Origin of the sequence: Glutamicibacter sp. B1, from assembly GCF_039602135.1 — a bacterium.
Classification (GTDB): Bacteria; Actinomycetota; Actinomycetes; order Actinomycetales; family Micrococcaceae; genus Glutamicibacter; species Glutamicibacter ectropisis.
Map to the genome: position 1 here is coordinate 3,361,968 of NZ_CP125942.1, position 24,575 is coordinate 3,386,542.

Below are 24,575 nucleotides of genomic sequence, written 5' to 3' on the forward strand. Positions count from 1 at the left end.
CAGTATGAACCCCCAACTCTTTGATACGGTCCTGGTGGCTAACCGCGGAGAAATTGCTGTGCGCATCATCCGCACCCTACGCACTCTGGGCATCAAATCCGTCGCGGTCTACTCGGATGCCGATGCCGGGGCCCTGCATGTTTCCCTGGCCGATACCGCCGTACGCATCGGAGCCGCCCCCGCGCATGAGAGCTATTTGAACATCGACGCGGTCATCAATGCCTGCAAAGTGAGCGGCGCCCAAGCGGTTCACCCGGGCTATGGATTCCTCTCCGAAAATGTGGACTTCGCTCGTGCCTTAGAGGCTGCCGGTATTACCTTTATTGGTCCACCGGTGCACTCCATCAATCTCATGGGCGATAAGATTCGCTCCAAAAATCATGTGCAGTCCCATCAGGTTCCGGTGGTTCCTGGCATCGCTGAACCCGGCCTAACTGATGAACAGCTTCTCGCTGCTGCCTCCGAGGTTGGCTTCCCGCTGCTGATCAAACCTTCGGCCGGCGGTGGTGGCAAGGGCATGTTCGCCGTGGAGTCCCTGGAGGACTTACCTGAGTCCCTAGCTAGTGCTCGGCGCACCGCGCTGAACGCCTTTGGCGATGACACCTTGTTCCTTGAACGCTTGGTGCGCAACCCTCGGCATATTGAGGTGCAAATACTGGCTGATAGTCACGGGAATACGGTGCACCTTTTCGAACGCGAGTGCTCGTTACAACGTCGCCACCAGAAGGTCATTGAGGAGGCTCCTGCTCCGCTGTTTGAAAACCTTGCCCAAGGGGCGCAGATCCGTGAACGCATCGGTGCGGCCGCGGTGGCCGCTGCCATCTCGGTGGGCTACGTGGGGGCAGGCACCGTCGAGTTTTTGGTCAGTGATGAAAACCCTGACGAATTCTTCTTTATGGAAATGAATACCCGGCTGCAAGTGGAACATCCTGTCACCGAAGAAGTAGTGCGTCTCAAGGGACAGAAACTGGATTTGGTGGCCTGGCAAGTACGCATTGCTGCCGGCCAGGCACTGGACTTTAGCCAAGAAGACACTTCCTTGGAAGGCCACGCCATCGAGGCCCGGCTCTATGCAGAAGACCCAGCATCGGGATTCCTGCCCTCGGTGGGTACGATCCTGAAAGTTCGTGAGCCACAGGGCATACGGGTAGATAGTTCACTGCGCGATGGGCTAGAAATTAGCGCCCATTACGATCCCATGCTCGCTAAGCTGATCGCCTGGGCACCAGACCGAGCAGCAGCCCTCAAGAGCTTGGATCAGGCCCTGGAACGCAGCGTCGTTCTAGGGGTGCTCACCAATAACGAGTATCTACGTTTGCTGTTGGCCGATGAGGATGTTCTCGCGGGCAAGCTGGATACCAACCTGATTGAACGCACCATGGACCGGTTCGTTTTCCGTACACCCGGACCGCGCGAGCTAGCTTTGGCAGCCCACCTTGCCTACAGGCAACTACCGGCCACCGCCACACCTTGGGGAGCACGTGATGGGTGGCGGGCACAGCGGCACCATGCGATCACCCAATATTTTGATGATGGCCAGGCACTGGTGGAAACCAGGCTGAAACCAACCACCGAAGGCACCCAGGTCACTATTGCCGACGAAGAATTTTCCGTAACCGAATACGGCACGGACATCCAGATCAATCAGGAACGCACCTTAATCGTGCATGCTTTTGCTCCCGATGAAACGCTGTGGCTCAACGAGTCCGGGTTCAGTGCCGCTGTGCGTAAAGTGCCCCGCGAAGAACTGTTGGAACGTCAGCTAGCAACACTTGCCAAGCAGTCGGGTCACTATTCTCCTGACGTTCTCAGCCCCATGCCAGGCACCGTCATTTCGGTGCAGGTCAGTGATGGACAACAGGTTGTTGCCGGGCAAGTACTGGCGATTGTGGAAGCCATGAAAATGGAGCATCAGTTACTCGCCCCGGCCGATGGCGTTGTTAGTCTGTCAGCGCTCAAGGCTGGCGACACGGTTAAGGCTCAACAGGTCATTGCCAGCGTTGAACCAAGTGAAGTCAAAGAACAGGAGCATTCGGCATGAGCGGTCCAAGAATTGAACAGCGCGGACTGTATTTTGATGAGCTGGTCCTAGGCGCCAGTTACGCGCACAAGCCAGGACGGACCCTGAGCGAAGCGGATAACATCGCGTTCACCACGATGACCATGAACAATCAGGGACTGCACCTCGATGCTGCGTGGGCTGCCACCCAGCCCTTTGGAAAACCGTTGATTAATTCCTTGCTGACCTTGAGTACCATGATCGGTCAGTCGGTAGCTCAGCTGACTGAGGGAACTATTGTTGGGCAGTTGGGAATCAACGATGTGCGTTTCCCGCATCCGATGTTTCACGGTGACACTCTTTATACGGAAACTGAAATCACCGAATTACGTCCCTCAAAGTCGCGTCCAGGTCAGGGCTTAGCATCAATGACGCACACCGGACGCAACCAGCACGGACAAATCGTTGCAACCGCCACGCGCACCTGCCTGATGTGGACCAAACAAGCCCACGAAGATTCCAAGAAAGCGGCTGACAATGGGTAATTTCTTGATGGGTCCAGGAATTCTTTTCTGCCCCGGTGACCGGCCCGAGCGTTATGCTAAGGCAGCGCAGCGCGCCGATGCTGTGATTATTGATTTAGAAGATGCCGTCGCCCCTGAGAACAAGGACGCCGCGCGAGTGGCATTAGTTCAAAGTTCTCTGGATCCAGCGCGCACCATCGTGCGAGTGAACCCGGTGGATACCGAGCACTTCGCCAATGACCTGCAGGCCCTAAAGCAAACCAACTACACCACGGTGATGTTGCCCAAGGTCGAGTCACAAGCCGAACCAGCACAACTGACCGACTACGAGGTGGTAGCGCTGTGCGAAACGGCCGCCGGCATTGCCAATGTTGCACAGATTGCGGCGGCGCCCAACGTGGTGGCGCTCATGTGGGGCGCTGAGGATCTGATCGCTTCACTCGGTGGAACCTCTTCACGCCATGATGACGGAAACTACCGTCAGATAGCTAGTTTTGCGCGGTCTCAAGTCCTGATCCATGCCGTAGCAAATAAGAAAGCTGCCATCGATTCGGTGTACTTGAATATCCCTGACACCGCAGGGCTATTAATAGAATCTCAAGATGCCAAGGCCTCTGGTTTTGCCGCCAAAGCGTCAATTCATCCGAATCAAATGCAGATCATTCGTCAGGCCTATGCGCCCACCGCTGCCGAGGTGAAGCTGGCCGAACGCGTTCTAGCAGAGGCTAAAAAGCATCCTGGGGTCTTTTCTTTGGACGGGCGAATGGTGGATGAACCTTTGTTACGGCAAGCGCAGGCAACCTTGGACAGCGGAAGGAAGTTTGGCTAGTCGCGCGCACTGGTAGTTCTGCCTATTAAAGGCCTCTGCCGAAGAACGTATATCACGGTCAGTAAACTGCCCAGGACGAGCGTAGCGATCGCCCATGGATTCCCTAGGTTTCTTTCCAAGATCCACGCCCACCCTCGAACTTCACCCACAGAATTACGAGCAAACGCTGAGGCAAGCAACAAATAAACTACCGGAACGAGCCCGGCGAGTCGCCGGGCTCCAAGCGCCCGCGCGGAGGACCAGAACAGCAAGAAGCCAACGACGTCCCTGACCAGTAGCCAAGCTGATGCGTAATCGTGTACAAACGTTCCTGTCAGGATCGACGTGAACACTACAACTGCGATAATTCCCACCGCCGAAACCATCGAATGTGCAACGACATTTCTTACTGACGTGGCCGTCCAAAACAACTCAGCAGACTGAATCATCGCGCCAGCTACCACTGCCAAAACCAAGCTAGGGATCACAGCCGCAGGCATGGATGATGGCCCCAACAACGAGCTAAGGAACGGTATGGGTAGATCAACATTCCCCGCCGTGGTTCCCGCTACGCTTGCCACGATGGCGACAACAATAATCACCCAATAGCGTCGTGCCTTTAACGCCCATGTCATTTGGTACCAACATTTACCGGTTCGGGAAGCTGGCATTTGCTGAGCTGGCCATATGCTGCCACGGCCCATTGTGCCTGGGACTCGTCGTCTAGCCTATTCAGCTTGTCCCACTGCCCTGAAAAATTAGTTTCTCCCGGAATCGAAATCGATTCTAAGGTGCTCGCATCTGGTAGACCTGCCCTTTCACTAGGGCTAAGTACCTGCTGAGCTGCCACCTGAACAGACCAAACTTTTAATACTTCTTCCCACCCGTAGATATCGGGGGAAGTATCTTCCGGGCACTACATGTAGGAAAGAGCCACAGCATAGGTGCTGGCAGCAGATTCTAGCGCGCTCCGGCGGGACTGCCCCGGAGCTGCCACAACGTTGGCAACGCCCGCTTTTGATAAGACCGGTTCTTGTTCAGTGCTAGCGGAAATGACTTTGTTGACCTTCGGCATTCCTTGGTTCTAGAGCGCCGCGAATGTGTCGGCATAAACCTGACGAGTATCGCCACGTGCCAGCTGCGTAGGAAAGAGACAGACCTCTGGAACAGTAGTAGAGCATTCAGTCTCCGAAATCGGGCGAGGTACCACTGGGTTTACTGCCACGTCGCGGGCGACAAAAATACCCAAAGATGTAGCCAGCACTATCGTCAACATACCTGCGGCTACGCGCAACCAGTTTGCTCGCCCACGGGGAAGCAGCTTTCGGTCGCTGACTCCCGATGCCAAAACAACAAAGCCGATGAAGCCCAGAATCGAAAACACCATCAGAGCAACAACTGCTGCGGTGTCAATGGTTTCAGTTGGGGAACAGCAACCGTCCAAGGCAAGCCCTGCCAAGTACCTCACTGGCACAAAATCAAAGGACCACGCGAATCCGAGCCACAGGTAGGAGACTGCCAAAGCCAACGGAACCGCAAAACGTGGTCGCATCCAAGTGCCGAGGAAAATTCCGATGCCAGCATGGAAGAGCAAAGCACAGAGCAATCCGATTGCGATAAGGACGGGGAAGCTATTAGGTGAGGAACCAGCTTTGCCCAAAAGTAAGAGAATCCCCACGAATTGAACGATGGCGCCAGCTACAAGGCTGGGCCACAGGCGGGCAGCAACAACTGCCATTTTGCCCCGCACTGCGGTCTCCATCATTCCTCGACTTGCCCTGTCACGCCCAACCTCTAAAGCAGCCGAGACACTGACTAATGACGCAGAAAAGATTAGCAATAAAGCCGAAGCAGCAACTGCTGCCTGCGCATTAGCGATAATGCTGTCTTCAGAAACATACTGTTGTACATACAACGCTGCTAGGACCACACAGGGAGCAAGAAGCCACCAAGCTGGACGCCGAGATATAGGAAGCACCCTTAGATCTCACCTTCAACAAACGTAGCGTAAGCCAGCCGAACTCGATCTCGAGGATCTACTGCGCTGGATGGCGCCACAGCCATAAAATCGCCAACGGTGCCACTAAATCTGACAGCTCCGTCAACAAGAACTACCACGTAGTCAAATGACCCATCGATGTCTTCGGTCTGGTGTGTGGAGACCACCGTAATTTGGTCATCATCAAGTGACGCCAGAATTTGTCGGAATCGATCACGCTGCCCGGGGTCAAGACCCGCTGTGGGTTCGTCGAGGAGCACCACACTCGCCCGGTGAATCAACGCACCAGCGATCCCCAGCCGCCGTTGTTGTCCCCCGGATAGCTCGGTCGCTTTTTTAGCAGACAATGCTTCTAGCCCGACTGAAGCCAGTGCCGTTGGAGCCGCTTCTTTCACTGCAGATCGCGACATCCCCTTTAACCACCCGGCATACCAGACGTGCTCCAAGACACTGAGCCCGGAGACAGGTGCAAAGTCTTGCGGCAACCACGCAACGGACCGGCGGTACTTACTCAATTGACGGGAACTGATTCGTTTTCCGCGAGGCGTCGACAACTCAACTGTCCCCGCGGAGGGGGAATTTACGCTGGCCATAAGTGACAGTAGCGTGGATTTTCCTGCACCGTTTGGACCCAACAAAGCCGTTCGTCCTGGCATGAAGGTGACGTTCAGATTCTGTAAGATTCTGGCTTTAGAAGAATAGGAGTAGCTGAGTGTCGAAATTTCAATTTTTTGCATGATGCTTACTGGTAGGTGATACAAAATGTGCGCTGTTGACATGCTGAATCTCATCAAGATTCCGCAAGGCGACAGGCCTTACTCGCGCCGTTATCCGGAAAACAAGCTTTGTCGTCCTGCCCAATCTGGCTTCTGAGAGCGACGGTATTACCTAGTTGTTGGAGTCTACTTCTGAATTGGTTGCGGTTTAGCCTTGCCGAGCAAGTAACGCATAATGACCGATCCCAGAAGTCCGGCAAAAATGGCTACCAGAAATCGCCATGGTGCTGCAGGCCAACCGGCTAGGATCAAGATCAAGTTGGTTGCGACAGCAACGATTGCCCAAGCGACATACTGCAAAGAGAGACGAGCGCGCTCACTACGCCAGCTATCGCCCCGGAAGATCGCAACAATACTTTTCATAGCTTATATCTTCCCCTCTCCTACCGCATTTCAGAAACCCATCATTACCGCGCTGATGATTCAGATTGTCGCCCACGGTTGAGCCACTTCGTCACCAGAACTCGTCGCTGAATCCATCTCACCGCTATTGTTTTCTTCACTACCGAAAGTGAGCACATATTGACCTCTTCATCGCTGCTGCTGCGTCCGTTTTCAGGCACCGACTCAGAGTTTTTTGCCACCCTGGCATCAGATGAACGAGTGGTTCGCTTTATCGGTTACGGGAAACCGTGGAATCAGCAGGACATCGATGCTTGCATCGTCTCTGCACTGCAGCATGATGATTTGAATCAAGTTGGCGCATCGCGTTGGTTCGTGGCGAGTATGGCGGGGCAAGCGGTTGGGGTCGTCTTTTCCACCCGTCAGGAAAACAGCATTGAAATTGGATACTGGGTCTCCCCCGCGCACTGGGGACGTGGTGTTGGCGGGACGATGCTGGATCAAACCCTAGTCATGGTTCCTGAACTCTTTGGCCTCACGACGCTCAGTGCAGGAGTCGCTCCAGGAAATACGATCTCCGCGAAGTTACTCACCAAGCGCGGATTCACTCTCACCGTCCACACCGACCAGCTTGACCACTACGTATTGAGCCCACAATCAAACTGAGCATCAACGTCACCGGCTTATTCTCCGGCCAGCTTCGCTTTCTATACTTCTAACATGACCAACCCATCCACCCCAGCGTCTAGGCTCGGCGCCTGGCCTCGTGAGCCAGATACTGCCTTGGCACAGGCAACGGCCTTGCCCAGTGGAGCCACTTCATCATTTGTGATTCTGAGTGAAGCGCACGCCATTGAGGTATCTACGGAGTGGGAGCCTCATTTCCATGAGGCCCATGAGTTGTTGTGGGCACGCGAGGGGACGCTCACCGCCCAAATTGAAGGGCAGATCTTCACCGTATCCGAAGGGTACGGCTTGTGGATCCCCGCCAGAAAGCTCCACGGTGGTCGACTGACCGCGCGCATTAAGCTCTTCAGTGCCTTCTTTTCCCTTGAACGGACATCGCCCGCATTTAGAGAACCGACAATCGTCACGATGGAACCTTTGTTGGAATCTTTATTGATCCACCTCTCCCAGAAAGATCTCGACGAAGCTGCCCGGGCCAGAGCGGAGTCTGTAGTTTTTGACGTGCTCAAGCCTTCTGAAAACCAATTAGCACTGCGACTTCCCGATGACCCACGAATCCGCGCCATCGCCGATCAATTGTTAGCTCAGCCTGCAGATCATCGATCTCTTGAGCAGTGGGCAACGGACAGCGGCGTAAGCGCACGCACCATTACTCGGGCTTTCAGAGAATCCACCGGGCTGTCTTTTGCGCAGTGGCGCCAAGCGGTGAAGATTCATCGCGCCCTAGAATTACTGGCTAGCGGCGAAGGCGTTCAGGACGTATCGGATCTCTTAGGTTACGCGCAGCCAAGCACTTTTATTGACGCTTTTCGCCGCATTATGGGATCCACTCCTGGCGCATTTACTAGCGGAAATACGAATATTTGACCGAAAAACCTGATTATCTGTCAGGAATCATCGATTGCTGACAGTAGAGACTTAACTTAGACTTACCTAAGTGAAAATCCATACTCAGCACGGACGTATTTTGTCCTTTAACAACACCACGTGGCTGCCATGACCGCACACACGCTCAGTGCAACCGGTAGCATGCACGCCGAGAACGTTGTGCTGCGTTATGGCAAAACCACCGTGGTTGAGGGCGCCTCCATCAGCCTGGCGCCGGGAGAAATCACCGCGCTCATCGGTCCCAACGGCAGCGGAAAATCCACCTTGCTACGTTCCATGGCCAAGTTGCACGAGCGCGCAGCAGGGTCCATCACGCTGACCGGCCCACTCGGCCAACCACGTGAAATCAGCACCCTGAATGGGCGAGACTTCGCCCACGAAGTCACGCTCTTCTCCCAGTCCCATGCCACCCCTGAGGGCTTAGCGGTGGCAGATATTGTCGCCTTTGGCCGCCACCCACACCGACGCGGATTCGCCGGCCTATCCCCTGAAGATCGCGCCGCTATTGCACGGGCCATGGACCTGACCGGAACCACAAATATGGCTCACAAAGCTGCAGGAGAACTCTCCGGCGGTGAACTTCAACGCGTCTGGCTGGCCGTATGCCTCGCCCAACAAACCAATGTGGTGCTCTTAGACGAGCCAACCAACCACCTGGACTTGAGGTATCAAGTCGAAACATTGGATCTCGTTCATGACCTAGCACGAGAGAATGCTCTAGCCATCGGCATCGTCCTACACGATTTGAACCAAGCAGCCGCCCTAGCCGATTCACTGGTTCTGATGAACCACGGACAGGTTCACGCCTCCGGAACACCAGCAGAAGTCCTCACGGCCGAAAACCTCTCAGAGGTTTATGAGATCACCGTGCAGGTACACACCGATCTCAACACCGGAATGCTGCGCATTGAACCAGTCAGTCGCCACCAACAACGCTGACCCACATTTTTACTACCAACACCTACAACATCAAGGGAATTTCATGTCTACACTCGCACGTAGCACTGTCACCGGCCTGTCCGCCCTGGCGCTGCTTCTCTCCGCAACAGCCTGCGGTGTCACCGATACCTCCAGCTCAGAAGCCGCACAAAACACGACCGCCGCTTCGGCAAGCTGCTCGGAAGACACCACCAAAACCAGCACCGACCCAATATCAATGACAGACGACCTCGGACGGTCCCTGAACCTGGACAAGCCCGCCGAGCGCGTAGTAATCCTCGAATGGCAGGAAATTGAAGACGCACTGACCCTGTGCGTTAACCCTGTCGGTGTCGCTTCGCCCGATGGGTACAACACCTATGTCAGTGCCGAAAAACTGCCTGAAGGCGTTGAATCAGTCGGCGAGCGCGGCGAACCAGATCTAGATTCCATCTATGCACTGAACCCGGATCTGATCATCGTTGATGCCTTCAGCGAAGACGACCCTGTACTCTCCCAGCTGGACAAGGGCGACGTGCCGGTCCTCGCCCTGAAGGGCAATGATTCCTCAGATCCCATCGGCAACATGAAGAATGTCTTCTCTCAGGTTGCCACCGCCACCGGCCGCACCGAGCGTGCCGAGGCAGTGCTGAAGGAATTCGATGACCACCTGGCTCAGAAGAAGCAGGAAGTGGCTGACGTGAAACCTCAGACCACCGACTTCCTGTTCTTTGACGGTTGGGTTGAAGGCTCAAATCTCACCATCCGCCCGTACACCGATGGCGCACTGTTCACCGAGTTGGGCAAGGAACTTGGGCTGACCCCAGCTTGGAACGATGAAATCAATGAGTCCTTCGGCTCGGGTGGCGTGAATAAGGAATATGGGCTGGCCCAGACCGATGTGGAAGGCTTGGCCGGTGTCGGAGAAGCCAATCTCTTCTACTCCAACGATGCCGGTACCGGATGGACCACCGAACTTGAATCCAGCAAGATCTGGCAGAACCTGACCGCCGTCAAGGAAGGCCGCACCTACCAGTTCCCGAACATCTGGGGCGCCGGCGGACCAAAGTCCACCAGCCAAGCTGTTGATGCTTTCACCGACGCCATCACCTCCACTTCGAAAGCCAAGTAGTACACCGCTTTCATGAAGATTGCAGAACAAACCACACAGTCGCCAGCACTACCCAGCGGTGTTGATGCTCCGACTCCCGGAGCTCAACCATCGATCACCCCGGTCAACGGCACCCATGTCGCGGCCGGGGTGGGGGTACTGGCGACTTTGCTGGTCGCAGTACTCGTGGTCGGTGCCTGGCACTTAACTCAGGGAACTTCCGGAGTGGGGTTCTCAGAACTATTGCGGGCACTGACCGGAGATAACACCAGCGTAGGAGGGGTCCAAGCCTCCGAGATATTCACCGGTTCCCGCTTGCCACGCCTGTGCGCGGGCGCTGCGGTAGGGCTCGCCTTGGGGGTCGCAGGATCTCTACTGCAATCGGTGACCCGCAATCCACTAGCCTCGCCAGATACCTTAGCGGTCACCTCTGGCGCCTATTTTGCGCTCTGTATTGTCGCTGCTCTGGGCTTGAGCCTATCGACGCTGGCCTCCAGTCTTGTCGCCTTTGCCGGTGGTTTACTCGCCGCCGGCGTTGTCCTTGCGCTGGCCGGACGCAGTTCCGGAAGTGCCACCACCAGGCTCATCTTGGCTGGTTCAGCCATTGCGATGGCCCTGGAAGCTGGCAGCGGAATTGTCCTGCTGCTCTTTAAGGAAAACACCACCGGGCTATTCGCCTGGGGGTCAGGCTCGCTCGCTCAGCTAAATCTCGATGCCTTCTTGCGCAGCCTGCCGGTGATGCTGATTGCCTTTGCCGTTTGCCTGTTGCTCTCTCGCAGACTCGACGTGCTTTCTCTTGGGGATGAAAACGCGATGGTGCTGGGAATCCCGGTGCGATCCACCCGTATTTTCGCCCTCCTTTGCGCAGTGGTTCTTACCGGCGTCTCCGTTTCACTTGCCGGGCCTATTGCGTTTGTGGGTCTCGGCGCCCCGGTACTTGCGCGTCTACTCTCACGCAAACTCACGGTGTTACGTCGCCAGCTCTTTTTGCTCCCGGCGACCGGACTTATTGGGGCTTTACTGATCCTGTTAGCCGATGTAGTGCTCCGTGCGCTGCTCGGCGCGCAGGGCGCGGCATCCATTCCCACCGGTGTCCCCACTGCGGTCTTGGGTGGGGTACTTATTATCGTCCTCGCCCTGAGATTGCCGGAAGCTTCAAATTCGCGTAACCCGTTGCAGGTGGCCAGTAAGCTACGCAGCCGTCGTCGTTTCATCTTCGCCCTTGTACTGGGTGTGGTGTTACTGATCCTCGTGACGGTCATTGGATTGTTATCCGGAAGCATCTTGCTGCGGTTAGGCGACTTGGCCTTGTGGCTGCAAGATGCCGCGCCAACACTCATCGACAGGGCGTTCTCCGAACGTGCTCCACGAACCACGGCGGCCTTGTGTGCCGGTGCCGCACTGGGACTTGCGGGTTGCCTAGTCCAGGGCACGGTACGTAATCCGCTGGCAGAACCAGGAATTCTGGGCATCACCGCCGGTGCCGGATTGGGTGCGGCCATTGTGGTGACCATTTTTGGCGGTTCTCGATCCTTGCTGGTGATTTTTGCGGTGGTTGCCGGTTTGGCGACCTTCGTAGCGATCGCGGCCTTAGCCTGGCGTAAAGGCTTCTCCCCGGAAAGATTTGTGCTCATCGGCATCGGGGCGGGGTACGCGCTCTCCGCAGTCACCACCTATTTGCTGCTGAGTATCAACTCGTGGGAGACACCGCGAATCTACACGTGGCTCTCCGGATCAACCTACGGCAGAGAATTCACCGATGTTATCCCTGTAACCGTGGCGCTGGTGCTGGCTCTTCCAATAGTTCTGCTCATGAGCCGCAAGCTCGATCTTCTCGCTGTAGATGAGGACCTGCCCAAGGTTTTAGGTGTTGCCACGGCGCCCACCCGACTCATTGCCCTAGCCATCGCGGCACTGCTGGCTGCCCTGAGTGTGGTGGCCATAGGTGTTGTTGGTTTTGTTGGGTTGATCGCCCCGCACTTGGCCCGGTCCTTGGTTGGTTCTCGCCATCACCGACTTGTTCCAGTGTCGATTCTCTTCGGGGCGTTTTTGGTAGCTTTAGCCGATGCTGTGGGACGAACTGTGATTGCTCCAGCGCAGATTCCCGCCGGACTGGTGGTGTCCCTGCTGGGCACGCCGTATTTCATTTGGCTGCTCTATCGTTCACGTAGTTAGTGTTCATTGATCACTCTGCTTCGTCTCGACCACCACACAACAGAAAGTATTCATGACCCATTCATCGGCATCTGAGGTCACGATCCAAGACTTTGACCCGTCCGTACATCCGAAGCAAATGTCGCAGCTGGGTGCTTTGGAGGATGTTTGGGAGCGTGATTTATCCTCCGCTAATGCGAGGCTGTTAACTGTTCAATCAGTTGATGGTGTCCTTGAAGGATGTGCATTGCTCACGGCACGTTCTGCCGGTGCGTATGTGAAAATTTCTAGCGTTCTTGTGTGCTCTGAACAGCAGCGAAAGCGGGTTGTCAGTGAGGTTCTCAATGTTGCCCAGCGGCAAGGTCTTGCCAGCGTCAAATGGGAATTGTGGACGGAAGATCCGCAGCTTTTCGCCGTAGCCCAAGAGCTTGGATTCGAACGCCTCCCTTCTCCACGCAGGGCTGGGCAAGACGCCGGATCAGCGCCAGTTGCCGGCTTGGTTCATTGGTTGAACCCTGCCCAATATCTTCAGGCTCCCCACTACCAGCAAAGTGAGAACTTCACCTGCGCTGCAGTTGCTTCGCTGACCGCACACCATGAAACATCGAGCATTCAGACTCTTGAGGAACTGCGCATCGCAGAGCTGTTGCTGTGGCGTCAGGCCACCAACTTTATGGCCTGTGAACCAATTGAATTGGGGCTCACGCTGACTCAGCGTTGGCCGCAGAGCCAGGTGAAAGTGTGGCTGGATACTGATCAACCGGTGATGGTGGATTACTATCCCGAGGCCGAGCGTGATTGGCGTGAAATTCTTCAACGGCAATCACGACTTCGAGCTCATACCGAAGGGCTTGATATCAGCACTCAGCGTCTCGGAATTAGTGAGATCAAGGATGCTGTGGCCAATGGAGCCCGCGTATTACTTTTGGTGTCTCTGGACAAGATGTTGGGCTTTGACGTTCCGCATTGGGTCCTGTGCCACGGGGTGACCGGCACTGCAGAAAGTCCCGTCCTGGTCATCGAAGATTCGTGGGTGAATCAAAGCAGTTCCGAGAGCTGGGTTGATGCGACCTGTCTGCCCGTGGTGCCAGAAGAATTAGATGCCATGTCGGTGCTTGAGTCTCAACGCTACCGAGCTGCACTCGTCCTCACCTAGCGATCAGGCGCCCAGAAGCGCCCGCACCAATGCGAACATCTTGTTAATAGCTTCGGCGCCACAGGTTTTCACCTGCGGCGCCGAAGCTTTATGTGTCTTGCAGCCTTAGGCCACGACAACGTCCTTGGAAGCTACGTGGAGCTTCTTGTTGCCGTAATGCACGGCGAAGAACCAGGCAGCGCCGGTCACTACGTGGATCACGCTCAGGGTCACACCGGTGGCCACGTCTGCGGAGATCATGATTGGGGAGATCATCGAAACAACGGCGATGATCAAACCGATCCACTGGGCAACCTTGACGAAGCCCTTCTTAGCGCGGCCAATCAAGAAGACAACAAGGCCGAAGACCAGCAGTGGCAACCAGGTGAACTGCAAGATGTTGTCGAATCCGACAACCTTCTCAGGGTTGGAGCCCACCTTCATGGATGCGCCAGATGCGATACCGATGAAGAAGATAATGGCGTTGAGGTAGCCGGCGCCCAGTGCGGCGATGACGACCTGAATGAAGTTGAATGGGCTTTTTGGTTGTCCCTGAGCGGTCATGGTGTTCCTCAAAATTGTTGAAAGTCTTCAACAATTCTAGTTTCGTACACCAGTGTCACGGCTCTCATTTTCTAGTGACATCCACGACACTTAGCCACGCTATTCATTTAGCGGTTCAATTATCTTCAATCACCATGATGATGGCGCACACACCCATCGCCATAATCATCAAAGAGGTAAGTACCACGGCAACAACATCTGCACGAAGGCGCTCAGCGCGCACGCCCTGAAGCATTTTTCGGTACCGGGCGCGTTGCGAAAAGAGAATTCCGAAGGCTACAGCCGAGGAGAGTGAAAGCAACAAAATCATGCCCAGCCCATAGTGTGGCAACCACCTCAGGAACACCGCGCTGGCCACCAAAAAGGAGATCATGGTCCGGCTCCAAGCGATCACCGTTCGCTCAGGTTGCAATCCAGGATCGCTGACCTCAGGGGCTTCTTCCCTCAACTGCCCAACCCCAGAATAATGACCACAGCCGTCAGTGAGGCCAGCACCGCGCCGAAGGCTAATAAGGGCACGATGCCCGGAATCGGCAAAGGACGTCCCGAACGCATACTGCGCTCAACTCGAACCCAGCGAATGGCAGCCCCACCGGCAATCAGGATGCCGATGCCAATGATCAGTACAGCCAGCCAGGTGCGCAACGGTGTTGGAAACGCATCAGTCGCAAAAGCTTCAAGGGCCGTGCCACCGGCAAGAAATGCCAAGGAGGTTCGGATCCACGCCAAAAAGGTACGCTCATTGGCAAGGGTAAAACGTGGGTCAGGCTCTTTGCCCTGCGGCAATAACCAGCGTTCCAACCGGCTGCGTTCGTGCTCAGACATGACCCTCCTGAGTTTGTGCCAACTCGGCAAGCTTATCTGACCCAAAAGAATTCACGGTTTAAGACAGCTTGCCTTTCAGCGCAGGCTCCACACAGGTTCTGCGATCCGTTAAACACTGCAGGCCCAGCATCGGCAAAGAATGCTGGGCCTGCAAGATCAATCGTGGTTACTTGGAAGCTCCGATAGCCCAGACGCGTGGCAGCTCGGTACCGTTGACCGCAAGATCTCCAATCAAACGCGCCTTGAACACCCACGGATTGTGGTTGCCCGCGGTGCGCGCATTGCGCCAATGACGGTCCAGGTTCTTCGAGACACTGGTCGCCGAAGCGGCCAACGCATCAAAGGCATGGGTGATGGCGTTGAGCACCAACGGGGTGAGCACTACCTGGGCCTGCGCGCTGGCCAACTCGGCAGCATCATTGGCCGCCTCGTCATCTTCCAATGAAATCTGACCGGCCTGGAGCGCCAACGCCGATTCATAAGCGCCCTGCAAGGACTGCGAAACACGCTCCACGGTTCCCGCAGCAGCAAAGGCAGCCGCCGACACCTCACCAATCACCTGCAATAGCTGCGGATCCTCGGCCGCCACATTGGCTGCAGCATGGCTGAAGGTCCGCTTGCGAGCCTTCAGCTCAGCGGCGAAGTCACGCTCGGCAGCCTTAGCCGACCCGGCGAGCACCGCCAACAACACCTGCTGATAGAAAGCGGTCTGGTACTTAAAGCGCGTATCAAAGTCGATCAAATCTTCTTCGGCCACAATCGCATCGGTGAACGTGGAAGTTCCAGTACCGGTGGTGCGCTGCCCAAAGCCATCCCAGTCATCGGCCAACTCCACGCCTGGTTGGTGGCGATTCACTGCAGCGATGACGCGCTTGCCGGTATCGGTACGCTCGGCATAGGTGTCTAGCCAATCGGCAAAGATGGAACCGGTGGAGTAGTACTTGGTGCCATTGATCTTAAAGCCACCCTCGCCATCCGGGGTGACCTTGGTGATCACGTCCCCGACCTTCACCGTCCCGACTTCGGTCCAAGAGTTGCCCACCAATTCGCCATCAACAAAGCGTGCCAACCACTTATCGCGTCCCGGGCCCGGGGTGGCAATGAGTCGGTCTTCCACAAAAGCGAAGTGCGCGCGCAGCGCTTGGGCAATATTTGAATCGGCGGCGGCCAGATCAACAAAGAGTTCAAAGAGCTCGGGAAGCGTGGCCCCTGCCCCACCATGAGATTCAGGGACACGGATCGCGCCGAACCCGGCGGCAGCCAGCTGGGCAACCTGTTCATAGGGCAGTTCACCGCTGCGGTCACGTTCGGCAGCGCCGTCCGCGATCTGTTCAAAGAGAGGGGCGAAACGGGCTTTGAGCTGGTTCAACCGATTACCTGTGGCAAGTACAGTCATCTCAGTTTCCTATCTGTAGAAAAGTTTTTAGGTGTACAGCGACAGTGGCTGAGATTCTCCGCGGAGGAAGTACGCGCCGACCTCAATCTTCTTGTAGTCCACCGGGTCGTGCAGTGAGTGGGTGCGCACATTGCGCCAGAACAGGTCTAGGCCAACACTGTTCGCAGTCGACGACGATCCGGTGACTTCAAAGATCCGGTTGGCCACCTCAACGCCTACCTCGGTGGACACCACCTTCGCTTCAGCAATCTCAACAGCCAACGCCGCACGCTCGGGCTGCGTCACCTCCCCTGCCTTGGAGAGCAGTGCATCAAATTTGCGGCCCAGCTTTTCGGTCAACGCTGCCACGGCAGCAGTTCGTGCCTTGAGCTCACCCACGGTGCGCTGGAAGATTGGATCCTGGGAATAGGTCTCAGCCTGCGAGAACAGCCACGCGTTCTTGCGCCCCAACAAGATCTGCTTGCCACGGGCCAAGGCACCCTCAGCAATACCCAGGTAGAAGTTCGCGAAGGCCAGCTGGATGCCCGGGGTCAGTAGGGTCGAGACCGGCTCATCGGTGACTTCACCAAGAAGATCAGTCGGCTCGATGCGTACATTGTGATACTTCAGCGAGTTCGACGCACTCAGTCGCTGGCCTAGGTAGTCCCAGTCATCAACGATTTCTAGGCCCTCACGGTCACGGTCGATGATGAAGGCCAGCACCTGGCCCTTGCGTTCGCCCTCGGTGACTTCCGCGTTGATGACGATAACCTCGCCTACCCCGGAACCGGTGGAGAACCGCTTGGCACCATTGAGGCGGAAGCCATCACCCTCAGGCACGAGGGTCAACGTGGGATCAACCGGGTTGACCGAATCGCCCCACAGCCAGCCGCCCTCAACGGTGCGCTGCCACCACTGGGCTTGGGTTTCAGGCGCCGCGTAGAAGGCAATGCCCGACTGGTTCACGTAGTGGTAGGCCAGCAGCTGAGAAATTGAGCCATCGGCCGTTGCCAAGATGCGGACCGCTTCAAAGGCGGTCTCCCAGTGTGCCCCGGCGCCACCAAATTCGGTCGGCACCAGCAGGTTCAACAAGCCAGCTTCACGCAGTAACTGCACCTCAGCGAAGGGCTGAGCATTCTTGCGGTCGCGTTCTAGGGCGTCGGTAGCCAGCTGGTCGGCGACCTTTTGTGCGATCTCGCGCCAGTGATTAAGCTCGGCTTCATCGGCGGTGCCGGTGTAAGGCACGCGCGGTAGCTGGGTACTGATAACCGTCATCTTCGTTCTCCTTAGGACTGTGGATTCCGAAGGACGCAGAATTTTCTGCAGATCCATCGAACCTGGCGTTAGCACTTACTGCGGGATGCAGGTTTGCTGCGGCGTCGCGGAGCCAGGTCTCTCAGCCGCTCTGGATGGTGTGTTCTTTCAGTGAATCACCGCGCGATGGCTGGCGGAAGTCACGAGGTCACAGGACGGAACATCGTCATTTTTCGACACGTTCACCGCTCTGAAACGGTAATAAAATTCCGTCATATTTACTCATATGTCATTTGGCGCCTAAAACAGCCTCTGGGATTTGACTAGCCTTGGAATCTGCTGCGGAAGCTTGGCCAGCATAAGCCCCACGGTAGGCCGCTGCCGGGTGATCGTCAGCAACTCGTCGTTGTCCTTCTCCGGCCAAATATTCGCGCAGCGTATTCCCTTCATAGCCGGCCCAGGTTCGTCCACGCTTGCGTAGCTCCGGAACCACCAAGTCGGTGAATTGCTCGAAGGATCCCGGGGTGATGGCGTAGGCCAGGTTGATTCCGTCCAGCCCGGACTCATCCACCCAACGCTCAATTTCATCGGCCACTGTTTCGGCCGAACCCACCAGGACCGGGCCGATGCCACCCACGCCGAGGTAGTCGGCAATCGAATTCGGTGTCCACTTCTGTTCTGGGTTCGCGGTGGTAAAAATCGACAGGGCGGAGCGGGCCGCGTTGGTCTCCAGATATTTCAGTTCTTCATCCACCGCGTACTGGCTCAAATCCAAACCTGACCATCCGCCATAGAAGGTCATAGCCCCTTCACGTGAGGCATAGGACTGGTACTCACGGTAAAGCTTTTCTGCCTGCGCATCTGAATCAGCCACCACCGTCGTCATCAGGGCATAAATTTTTGCAGCATTTCGAGGCCGGCCCACCGCTTCAAATTCGTCACGGATCGCATCGGTCTGCCTGCGGGTGACGGCAGTATTAATGGAGTTCAGGAAGATCCCTTCGGCATGTTGTGCACCGAAGCGACGACCACGAGATGAGGCACCTGCCTGGAAAATCGCCGGCGTACGCTGAATCGATGGCTCTGAAAGGTGAATGCCCGGGACATTGAAGTGCTGACCTTGATGGTTAATCGGGTGCACCTTGCTCGGATCGGTGTAGATCCCACGTTCCCGGTCCTTGACGACTGCTCCCTCTTCCCAGGAGCCTTCCCAAAGCTTGTAGACCACTTCCATGAATTCATCGGCAATGTCGTAGCGTGCATCATGATCTAGCTGGCGGGTCATCCCCAAATTTCGTGCCGCCGACTCCAGATAGCTCGTCACCACATTCCAGCCAACCCGGCCACGGGTGAGGTGATCTAAGGAAGAGAATTTACGGGCTAACGCATAAGGCTGTTCATAGGTCAGCGCACTAGTCACCGCAAAGCCAAGGTTCTTGGTAGCCGCGGCCATCGCGGAAACTTGCATGAACGGATCATTCAATGGAACCTGATCAGCATCTAATAGGGCTGGGCCACTGGAGTTTTGGTACACATCATAAATGCCCAAGACGTCGGCCAAGAACAACGCATCAAAACCACCGCGTTCTAGGGTTTGCGCCAGCTCCACCCAATATTCCAGGGTGTTGTATTCATCGGCTCGATTCTGCGGATGGCGCCACAGTCCCGGGCTCTGATGGCTCACGCAGGTCATGTCGAAGGCGTTGAGGTGAATGCGCTGGCTCATGAGTTACTGTTTCCTTTTCCTGTGGTTGATATGTGCTTCTTAGCAGTGCGCAGCTGGGCGAAAATCCCGGTGGACGATTGACCCTGGTTTCGCCCGAGCACGACGGCGGCGAGCAAGATGGCCAGCAGTACGAGTCCACGGGCCAGGTCCTGGAAGAAGAAGGACAGTCCGATCAGGTTCAGTCCGTTATCCAGCAAGCCAAAAATCACTACACCAATCAGCGTTCCGCCCACGGACACACGCCCATAGCGAGAGATCGTGGCCCCGATGAATACCGCCCCGATGGCATCCATCAAATAGGCCTGACCACTGCCGGGAACATAACCATTGGAGCGTGCGGCCAACACGATGCCGGCAAATCCGGCGATCACCGCACACAACAGATAGGCACTGGCGATCAGCGCATTAACGCGCAGCCCAGAGATCTTTGCTGCGCTAGGTTGTTCACCGGCCACGGTGAGCTTGCGTCCATAGCGGGTAATGCCCAGTAAGAGCGCCACCAGCACAGCGATGGTGACCGCATTAATAATGGCGGCATCAATGTTGAGGAAGTATCCCCGACCAATCACGGCAAAACCATCGGGTACTAGGGGTGCCGAAAGATAGATCGGTGCCCCACCACCGGTAAGCAGTTGTTGCACGCTCGTGCCCACAAACCACACACTCAAGGTGGCCAAAAACGCTGGGATCTTCAAAATGACAATGAGTAGTGCATTGACCAGTCCCACAGCTAGGGCGAAGAGCAATCCACCCACGACGGCCACCCAGGCTCGGTACCCATCATTGATCAGCCAGGCGCTAGCCAGAGCTCCCAAATCCAGGGCCACCCCAATGGACAGGTCAATGCCGCCGGCGCGCACCACGAGGGTCAGGCCAATAGCAACTAATGCCAGCAAAGCCACTTGCCCCAGGATCCCCACCAGGTTTCCGACACTAAAAAATACTGGGCTGAGCACCGAGAAGACGATCAGGATCAATGCCAGCGTGGCTGGGGCAACCAGGCGAGAAGCCTGAAGGGTGCCACGCTTCCTAGGCCCCTTGGCCGGCGGGGTCAGCGGTCGTGGAGCCGGCGGTGCGCTCAAGGTCTGCGTGGTATTCATCGGTTGTTCCTTCCGCGCAAGGTCACGCTGGCCAATACCAGCAAGATCAGTAGCCCCTTGGCCGCGCCCACCCATTGGCTGGCCACACCCAAGAGGGTCAACCCGTTATCAAGGGCGGCAACAAAGACCGCAGCCAAGATGGTGCCCACAACGCTGACCAACCGCCTGCGCGAGAAGATCATGGACATGTAGGCGACCAGAATGATGTCCAACAGGATTTGGGTTCCAATTCCGGGGACCGCGGCTGAAAGCCGAGCCACCAGCAGTGTTCCGGCGATCCCGGCCAATGCGGAACTGAGCACGTAGCTAGCCAGGCGATACTTGCGCGGATCCAACCCAGCCACCCGGGCTGCCGTCGGATTCTGGCCCACGGCGTAGGAATTCACACCCCAGCTCGTTTTGCTATAAACCCACCAGCCCACGACGCCGACGAGCACCATCAACCAGGCTGCCAGAGGAATGCCGAGGAATACGCTGCTGCGGGCAGCTTCAAAAAAGCCACCTGTTACAGCGATCTTGAGGTTTTGGCTGAAGACCAGTTCGAGGGAGGCTGCCACTCCCATGGTGGCCAAGGTGGCAAGCAGCGGGCGTAAACCCAAGGTGACAGAAATGCCGTTGATAATACCGATCGCGGTAGCGACCAGCACACCGTAAAGCACCGCTAAGAACCCCGGTGTTCCGCTGGCCGCCGCCAGAGCGGTGACCGTTCCAGAAAGTCCTGCCACCGCACCGGTGGACAGATCGATACCACCATTAAGCACATCATCCCCGCCGGCGATGATGACAATGGCCAGCCCCACCCCGGCGATGCCGAAGACCGATGCCTGGGTCAAGATGGTGAGAATATTTGAAGCAGTCAAAAAGTACGGCGAACCGAAAATAAATAGCAGAAGCACAGCGGCAATACCGGCATAGCCAATCCAGGCCGCGAAGCTTGGTTTCTTGGTACGCACCGAGCGCTCGGCGCTCACGGGATCTTGGCTTACGGGAGTCAGGGTAGAACTCATGCGTTCACCTCTTCGAGTGGGTTTTGAGCAGCTTGCCCGCTGGAAGCCAACTGCAAAATCTTTTCGGTACTCGCCTGGCCAGCTGGTAGTTCGGCGATGATACGCCCGCGATAAAGCACCAGTACCCTATCGGCGAGCCCCACAACTTCTTCCAGATCCACACTGACCACCAGCGCCGCGGCCCCGTCCTGAGCCAATTGGGAAATTTGCGCATAAATATGTGCGCGACTTCCGACATCCACACCGGAGGTTGGCTGGTCTAAGACCAGCACGTCGGACCCCTTGGCCAACCATCGGGCCAAGACGCTCTTCTGTTGGTTACCGCCAGATAGACCGGAGGCTACTGCTTCAACATTGGCCGGGCGGATATCTAGACGTTGCACCAGTTCCTTGGACACCTCGCGTTCTTTGCTCGGATCGAGCAGGCCAAGTCGGCGGCCCAGTTTGCGTAGGCTTGCGGCGGCAATATTTTCGCGCACCGTATTGCGCAAGAAGATGCCATCTTGGTGCCGGTTCGACGGGACGTAGGCTCCAGAGCGGGAGACAAAATCAGCGGCAGAAGTGACCGCTTTGCCATGTAATAGCGCGGAGCCTGTGTGTGCAAGGTTGCCGGTAACGGCATCGGCCAGCACCTCAATTCCCGACCCCAGTAGTCCTGTGACTGCGACGATTTCGCCAGGCGCCACCGTGAGGTTGATTCCGTTGAGCTTTCCCTGCACCGATAGTTCAGCTAATTCAAGTACCGGGGCATCAGCACTGGTTGATGCCCGAGTTCTCTGGTGTGAAAACTCATTAACTTGGTTACCGAGCATCAGCCCGATGACATCTTCAATGCTGTCTCCGGCCGCGAAACTTGCATCACCGACATTTTTGCCATTGCGTAGCACCGTAATTCGGTCGGTGATCGATTGCAGTTCTTGTAGGTAGTGGGAGATGAAAATAATTCCCACGCCCTGATCGCGCAGGTGTCGGACGGTGCCGAAGAGTTGTTCTACTTCTTCGTTGGCCAAGGGCGCTGTTGGTTCATCTAGGATCAGTACCTTGGGTTCAGCTAGCACGGCCCGGGCAATTTGGATGAGCTGCTGCTGGGCGACGCTGAGCTCATCAACAAACGCTGCAGCATCCAATTCTTGTCCGGTGGTGCGCAGGATGTCGGCACGTGCTGCTGCCTGCACTTTGCGCTCGTTACGCCACAGCCCAGCACTCTTCGACGTGCCAAGGTACAACTGTTCGGCAACGGTCAGACGGCCAGCCAAATGGCGGTCCTGGTGAATGACTTCAATACCCAGCGCTTCGGCATCGGCTGGGCGGCGAATGGACACTACCTTGCCAGCAAGTTCTATCTCTCCGGAGTCTAGAGTGTATAAACCGGTGAGGATTTTGATCAGTGTGGACTTCCCTGCACCGTTTTCACCTACGAGGCCCAAGACTTCTCCGGCTCGAAGTTTCAGCTCTACTTTTTCAAGCACGCTCACGGTACCAAAGGATTTGTTGATACCGCGCATGTTCAGCAGTTCATTAGATCCCGTTGTCATTGCGCACCTGATTCACATTGTCCTTGTCAACAAAAATCGGCTCGGCGTAGCTGGTGGCTGGTACCTTGTCGGTTTGCCCGTCGAGGAAGAGCGCGATGTTTGTGGCCGAGGTGGCCGCAATTTGCTTGGTGGGCTGAGCAACGGTGAACTGATATGAGCTCTGTGGATCTGCGATGAGGTCCAAGGCTCCGGGCTCTGCGTCCACGCCGTACAACTTGATGTCGTTATCTGTCGGGTCGATGGCCTGCGCGGCACCGATCAGTGGCATGTCCCAGCAAGACCAGATCGCGTCGACTTCACCTTCCGGTAGCCTGCGCAGTTGATCCTGAATCTGGTTCTTGGCATCTTCGATCGTGCCTTCGTACTTGTCCTGTAGCTCAGGGGTGATCTTCTCAATGTTTGGGTAGTCTTCCAGCACCAGATTCAGACTGTTGTAGCGAATACGGCACGGAGTCACACCGGGGAAGCCGTTAAAGACGAGAATCTTGCCTTTGCCATGTAGATCTTCAGCCATGGTGCGCGCCAGCGTGGTGCCGACATTCCAGTTGTCGCTGGTGACGTTGTTCTTGGAGTATTCGCTCTGGAAATCGATGGTGAACAGTGGGATACCGGCCGCATCTACCTTGGCCAGCGCAGGGGTTAATGTCTGGGCGTCGCCCAAGATGACCACGATGGCATCTGGTGATTGGGTAATCAGGTTTTCGACATCAGAGACGTGTTTTTCGTCTTTTGCTTCGGCCTGGGTGGCAATCACTTCGCCACCGAGTTCTTTGACCCGTTCTTGGATCTGCTGATACACCACGCGCGAGTAGTCGTGCAGGATGTCCTTGGCAGCAATTCCGACTTTTTTACCTTCGAGTGACGGCACATCGTTCAGTGACTGTTCCGTTTGTGGGGTGGTGTTTTGCGCCGCTACCGGTGCCACGTCAGGTCGTGGTTCCTTGAGCGAGCAACCGGTCAGCAGTGTTGCTGCTGCCATGGTTACTGCCAATAATTTCAGGGTGTTCGGGCGAGTGCGAGTCATGCCGTCCCTCTCTTAGACATAGTGAACCGAGGGATCCCGAACTCAAAGTTGCGCTTCGCTACCCGGGAATTCCATCGCTCCTGGCGTTAGCACTTTCTGCGGGTTGCAGACTTGCTGCGGCGTCACGGAGCCAGGTCTCTCAGCCGCTCTGGATGGGTATTCTTCGAGTTAAACATCGATCCGATGGGCGTGCCATTAACGCGTCACCGGAGGGAACAAAGCGTCAGAACTCTTCACAAAACACGGGTTCATCCGGCCAAAAACGGTGTCAGAAGTGCCGGAGTCACGTCATATTTCCGCATATTAAGCTCTGCGGATGAGTTGCACGTCTAACTGCACTGTTCAGTTTTCGTAACAGGACGGGTGTTGAGAAATATGGCCACTGTATAGACTGAATACAAAGTCACCATCTAAGGGAAATTTCAATGGACCCAATGAACACCATCAGTCTGATGTTTGGGCTGGTCATACTGACCGTGACCGCCAGCATTTTGGCTCCGATGACTGCCTCGGGCCAGCTCAAACGCAACACTGCGGTAGGCATCAAAACCCGTCACACCTTATCGAGTGATGAAGCGTGGTTGGCTGCTCACCGCCATGCCGCACCCACGCTCAGAATGACAGCGTGGATTGGATGGGTACTGTTGGCCATCGCCGCAGTTCTTTGCTTTATGCAGAAATTCCCGTGGGCGCTGACCGTGACCGCTGTCGGCTTCTGCCTCAGTCTTTTGCTTTTGCTCGTGGCAGGATTCCGCGCCAATAAGATTGCCAAGCAGTACCCGAGTAGTTAGTCGCTAGTGTCTCTCGTGGCGAAGATTCGGCCG

Annotated in this window: 23 protein-coding genes and 2 riboswitches; of the genes, 10 read left to right on the forward strand and 13 right to left on the reverse strand. The window is 56.2% G+C overall.

All coding sequences use genetic code 11. The features are described from left to right. The first annotated feature begins 4 nt into the window (after positions 1-4). The 3 genes from QMQ05_RS15790 to QMQ05_RS15800 are packed head-to-tail and all read left to right on the forward strand — an operon-like array spanning position 5 to position 3,352. Positions 5-2,041 carry a biotin carboxylase N-terminal domain-containing protein gene (locus tag QMQ05_RS15790; protein WP_345471574.1) on the forward strand — a complete coding sequence of 679 codons (2,037 nt, stop codon included), beginning with the start codon at positions 5-7 and terminating at the stop codon, positions 2,039-2,041. After that, positions 2,038-2,544, forward strand: a complete 507-nt coding sequence (locus QMQ05_RS15795) for a MaoC family dehydratase (protein WP_345471576.1) — start codon at positions 2,038-2,040, stop codon at positions 2,542-2,544. The genes QMQ05_RS15790 and QMQ05_RS15795 overlap by 4 nt, the downstream gene beginning before the upstream one ends. Next, the gene (locus QMQ05_RS15800) at positions 2,537-3,352 is read left to right on the forward strand and encodes an HpcH/HpaI aldolase/citrate lyase family protein (RefSeq protein WP_345471578.1); all 816 of its coding nucleotides are present in this window, start codon (positions 2,537-2,539) and stop codon (positions 3,350-3,352) included. Before QMQ05_RS15795 ends, QMQ05_RS15800 begins: the two co-directional genes overlap by 8 nt. Positions 3,353-4,415: 1,063 nt before the next feature. On the opposite strand, the gene QMQ05_RS15805 is transcribed toward QMQ05_RS15800, so the two are convergent. The 3 genes from QMQ05_RS15805 to QMQ05_RS15815 all read right to left on the reverse strand — a co-directional run bounded on the left by QMQ05_RS15805 (position 4,416) and on the right by QMQ05_RS15815 (position 6,469). Then, a complete protein-coding gene (locus QMQ05_RS15805) occupies positions 4,416-5,309 on the reverse strand; it encodes a hypothetical protein (RefSeq protein ID WP_345471580.1) in 894 nt (297 codons plus the stop codon). Positions 5,310-5,311: 2 nt separating this feature from the next. Next, positions 5,312-6,121 carry an ATP-binding cassette domain-containing protein gene (locus tag QMQ05_RS15810; protein WP_345471582.1) on the reverse strand — a complete coding sequence of 270 codons (810 nt, stop codon included), beginning with the start codon at positions 6,119-6,121 and terminating at the stop codon, positions 5,312-5,314. Between the two features lie 111 nt (positions 6,122-6,232). Beyond that, entirely contained in the window at positions 6,233-6,469 is a 237-nt protein-coding gene (locus QMQ05_RS15815; protein WP_345471584.1) for a hypothetical protein, read from the reverse strand. A gap of 159 nt (positions 6,470-6,628) precedes the next feature. On the opposite strand from QMQ05_RS15815, the gene QMQ05_RS15820 reads away from it, so the two are divergent. From QMQ05_RS15820 to QMQ05_RS15845, 6 genes are all read left to right on the forward strand, one after another. Continuing rightward, positions 6,629-7,114, forward strand: a complete 486-nt coding sequence (locus QMQ05_RS15820; protein ID WP_345471586.1) for a GNAT family N-acetyltransferase — start codon at positions 6,629-6,631, stop codon at positions 7,112-7,114. A gap of 54 nt (positions 7,115-7,168) precedes the next feature. After that, the gene (locus tag QMQ05_RS15825; RefSeq protein ID WP_345471588.1) at positions 7,169-8,002 is read left to right on the forward strand and encodes a helix-turn-helix domain-containing protein; all 834 of its coding nucleotides are present in this window, start codon (positions 7,169-7,171) and stop codon (positions 8,000-8,002) included. 129 nt (positions 8,003-8,131) lie between these two features. After that, entirely contained in the window at positions 8,132-8,962 is an 831-nt protein-coding gene (locus QMQ05_RS15830; RefSeq protein WP_345474792.1) for an ABC transporter ATP-binding protein, read from the forward strand. A gap of 43 nt (positions 8,963-9,005) precedes the next feature. Further along, positions 9,006-10,073: an iron-siderophore ABC transporter substrate-binding protein gene (locus QMQ05_RS15835; protein WP_345471590.1), complete on the forward strand. Its 1,068-nt coding sequence runs from the start codon at positions 9,006-9,008 to the stop codon at positions 10,071-10,073. Between the two features lie 12 nt (positions 10,074-10,085). Then, the gene (locus QMQ05_RS15840; RefSeq protein WP_345471592.1) at positions 10,086-12,227 is read left to right on the forward strand and encodes an iron ABC transporter permease; all 2,142 of its coding nucleotides are present in this window, start codon (positions 10,086-10,088) and stop codon (positions 12,225-12,227) included. Positions 12,228-12,279: 52 nt separating this feature from the next. Continuing rightward, positions 12,280-13,362, forward strand: coding sequence for a peptidase C39 family protein (locus QMQ05_RS15845; RefSeq protein ID WP_345471594.1), 1,083 nt, complete (start codon positions 12,280-12,282; stop codon positions 13,360-13,362). 105 nt (positions 13,363-13,467) lie between these two features. Here the strand turns inward: QMQ05_RS15845 and QMQ05_RS15850 are convergent, their stop codons facing one another. The 10 genes from QMQ05_RS15850 to QMQ05_RS15895 form a co-directional block, all read right to left on the reverse strand. Continuing rightward, the gene (locus tag QMQ05_RS15850; RefSeq protein WP_345471596.1) at positions 13,468-13,905 is read right to left on the reverse strand and encodes a DUF6069 family protein; all 438 of its coding nucleotides are present in this window, start codon (positions 13,903-13,905) and stop codon (positions 13,468-13,470) included. Positions 13,906-14,020: 115 nt separating this feature from the next. Next, on the reverse strand, positions 14,021-14,278 hold the full coding sequence (locus QMQ05_RS15855; RefSeq protein WP_345471598.1) for a hypothetical protein: 258 nt from the start codon (positions 14,276-14,278) through the stop codon (positions 14,021-14,023). Between the two features lie 71 nt (positions 14,279-14,349). Continuing rightward, positions 14,350-14,730 carry a YidH family protein gene (locus QMQ05_RS15860; RefSeq protein ID WP_334123074.1) on the reverse strand — a complete coding sequence of 127 codons (381 nt, stop codon included), beginning with the start codon at positions 14,728-14,730 and terminating at the stop codon, positions 14,350-14,352. Between the two features lie 166 nt (positions 14,731-14,896). After that, positions 14,897-16,126 carry an acyl-CoA dehydrogenase family protein gene (locus QMQ05_RS15865; RefSeq protein WP_345471601.1) on the reverse strand — a complete coding sequence of 410 codons (1,230 nt, stop codon included), beginning with the start codon at positions 16,124-16,126 and terminating at the stop codon, positions 14,897-14,899. Between the two features lie 27 nt (positions 16,127-16,153). After that, on the reverse strand, positions 16,154-17,380 hold the full coding sequence (locus QMQ05_RS15870) for an acyl-CoA dehydrogenase family protein (RefSeq protein WP_345471603.1): 1,227 nt from the start codon (positions 17,378-17,380) through the stop codon (positions 16,154-16,156). A gap of 50 nt (positions 17,381-17,430) precedes the next feature. Continuing rightward, positions 17,431-17,521: riboswitch (SAM riboswitch) on the reverse strand. A 127-nt stretch (positions 17,522-17,648) separates the two neighbouring features. Beyond that, positions 17,649-19,085, reverse strand: coding sequence for an LLM class flavin-dependent oxidoreductase (locus QMQ05_RS15875; RefSeq protein ID WP_345471605.1), 1,437 nt, complete (start codon positions 19,083-19,085; stop codon positions 17,649-17,651). Then, positions 19,082-20,185 carry an ABC transporter permease gene (locus tag QMQ05_RS15880; protein WP_345471607.1) on the reverse strand — a complete coding sequence of 368 codons (1,104 nt, stop codon included), beginning with the start codon at positions 20,183-20,185 and terminating at the stop codon, positions 19,082-19,084. The genes QMQ05_RS15875 and QMQ05_RS15880 overlap by 4 nt, the downstream gene beginning before the upstream one ends. After that, entirely contained in the window at positions 20,182-21,192 is a 1,011-nt protein-coding gene (locus QMQ05_RS15885) for an ABC transporter permease (RefSeq protein ID WP_345471609.1), read from the reverse strand. The genes QMQ05_RS15880 and QMQ05_RS15885 overlap by 4 nt, the downstream gene beginning before the upstream one ends. Then, positions 21,189-22,727, reverse strand: coding sequence for a sugar ABC transporter ATP-binding protein (locus tag QMQ05_RS15890; protein WP_345471611.1), 1,539 nt, complete (start codon positions 22,725-22,727; stop codon positions 21,189-21,191). Before QMQ05_RS15890 ends, QMQ05_RS15885 begins: the two co-directional genes overlap by 4 nt. Next, entirely contained in the window at positions 22,711-23,751 is a 1,041-nt protein-coding gene (locus tag QMQ05_RS15895) for a substrate-binding domain-containing protein (protein WP_345471613.1), read from the reverse strand. Before QMQ05_RS15895 ends, QMQ05_RS15890 begins: the two co-directional genes overlap by 17 nt. A 68-nt stretch (positions 23,752-23,819) precedes the next feature. Then, positions 23,820-23,910, reverse strand: a riboswitch (SAM riboswitch). A gap of 275 nt (positions 23,911-24,185) precedes the next feature. Between QMQ05_RS15895 and QMQ05_RS15900 the strand changes: the two genes are divergently transcribed. Continuing rightward, a complete protein-coding gene (locus QMQ05_RS15900) occupies positions 24,186-24,542 on the forward strand; it encodes an SdpI family protein (protein WP_345471615.1) in 357 nt (118 codons plus the stop codon). The last annotated feature ends 33 nt before the right edge of the window (positions 24,543-24,575 follow it).

What these genes read in the sequence shown, in the direction of transcription:
- QMQ05_RS15790 (WP_345471574.1), top strand. Translation starts at nt 5, where the DNA reads ATGAACCCCCAACTCTTTGATACGGTCCTGGTGGCTAACCGCGGAGAA.
- QMQ05_RS15795 (WP_345471576.1), top strand. Translation starts at nt 2,038, where the DNA reads ATGAGCGGTCCAAGAATTGAACAGCGCGGACTGTATTTTGATGAGCTG.
- QMQ05_RS15800 (WP_345471578.1), top strand. Translation starts at nt 2,537, where the DNA reads ATGGGTAATTTCTTGATGGGTCCAGGAATTCTTTTCTGCCCCGGTGAC.
- QMQ05_RS15810 (WP_345471582.1), bottom strand. Translation starts at nt 6,121, where the DNA reads ATGAGATTCAGCATGTCAACAGCGCACATTTTGTATCACCTACCAGTA.
- QMQ05_RS15815 (WP_345471584.1), bottom strand. Translation starts at nt 6,469, where the DNA reads ATGAAAAGTATTGTTGCGATCTTCCGGGGCGATAGCTGGCGTAGTGAG.
- QMQ05_RS15825 (WP_345471588.1), top strand. Translation starts at nt 7,169, where the DNA reads ATGACCAACCCATCCACCCCAGCGTCTAGGCTCGGCGCCTGGCCTCGT.
- QMQ05_RS15830 (WP_345474792.1), top strand. Translation starts at nt 8,132, where the DNA reads ATGACCGCACACACGCTCAGTGCAACCGGTAGCATGCACGCCGAGAAC.
- QMQ05_RS15835 (WP_345471590.1), top strand. Translation starts at nt 9,006, where the DNA reads ATGTCTACACTCGCACGTAGCACTGTCACCGGCCTGTCCGCCCTGGCG.
- QMQ05_RS15840 (WP_345471592.1), top strand. Translation starts at nt 10,086, where the DNA reads ATGAAGATTGCAGAACAAACCACACAGTCGCCAGCACTACCCAGCGGT.
- QMQ05_RS15845 (WP_345471594.1), top strand. Translation starts at nt 12,280, where the DNA reads ATGACCCATTCATCGGCATCTGAGGTCACGATCCAAGACTTTGACCCG.
- QMQ05_RS15850 (WP_345471596.1), bottom strand. Translation starts at nt 13,905, where the DNA reads ATGACCGCTCAGGGACAACCAAAAAGCCCATTCAACTTCATTCAGGTC.
- QMQ05_RS15855 (WP_345471598.1), bottom strand. Translation starts at nt 14,278, where the DNA reads ATGATCTCCTTTTTGGTGGCCAGCGCGGTGTTCCTGAGGTGGTTGCCA.
- QMQ05_RS15860 (WP_334123074.1), bottom strand. Translation starts at nt 14,730, where the DNA reads ATGTCTGAGCACGAACGCAGCCGGTTGGAACGCTGGTTATTGCCGCAG.
- QMQ05_RS15865 (WP_345471601.1), bottom strand. Translation starts at nt 16,126, where the DNA reads ATGACTGTACTTGCCACAGGTAATCGGTTGAACCAGCTCAAAGCCCGT.
- QMQ05_RS15870 (WP_345471603.1), bottom strand. Translation starts at nt 17,380, where the DNA reads ATGACGGTTATCAGTACCCAGCTACCGCGCGTGCCTTACACCGGCACC.
- QMQ05_RS15875 (WP_345471605.1), bottom strand. Translation starts at nt 19,085, where the DNA reads ATGAGCCAGCGCATTCACCTCAACGCCTTCGACATGACCTGCGTGAGC.
- QMQ05_RS15880 (WP_345471607.1), bottom strand. Translation starts at nt 20,185, where the DNA reads ATGAATACCACGCAGACCTTGAGCGCACCGCCGGCTCCACGACCGCTG.
- QMQ05_RS15885 (WP_345471609.1), bottom strand. Translation starts at nt 21,192, where the DNA reads ATGAGTTCTACCCTGACTCCCGTAAGCCAAGATCCCGTGAGCGCCGAG.
- QMQ05_RS15890 (WP_345471611.1), bottom strand. Translation starts at nt 22,727, where the DNA reads ATGACAACGGGATCTAATGAACTGCTGAACATGCGCGGTATCAACAAA.
- QMQ05_RS15895 (WP_345471613.1), bottom strand. Translation starts at nt 23,751, where the DNA reads ATGACTCGCACTCGCCCGAACACCCTGAAATTATTGGCAGTAACCATG.
- QMQ05_RS15900 (WP_345471615.1), top strand. Translation starts at nt 24,186, where the DNA reads ATGAACACCATCAGTCTGATGTTTGGGCTGGTCATACTGACCGTGACC.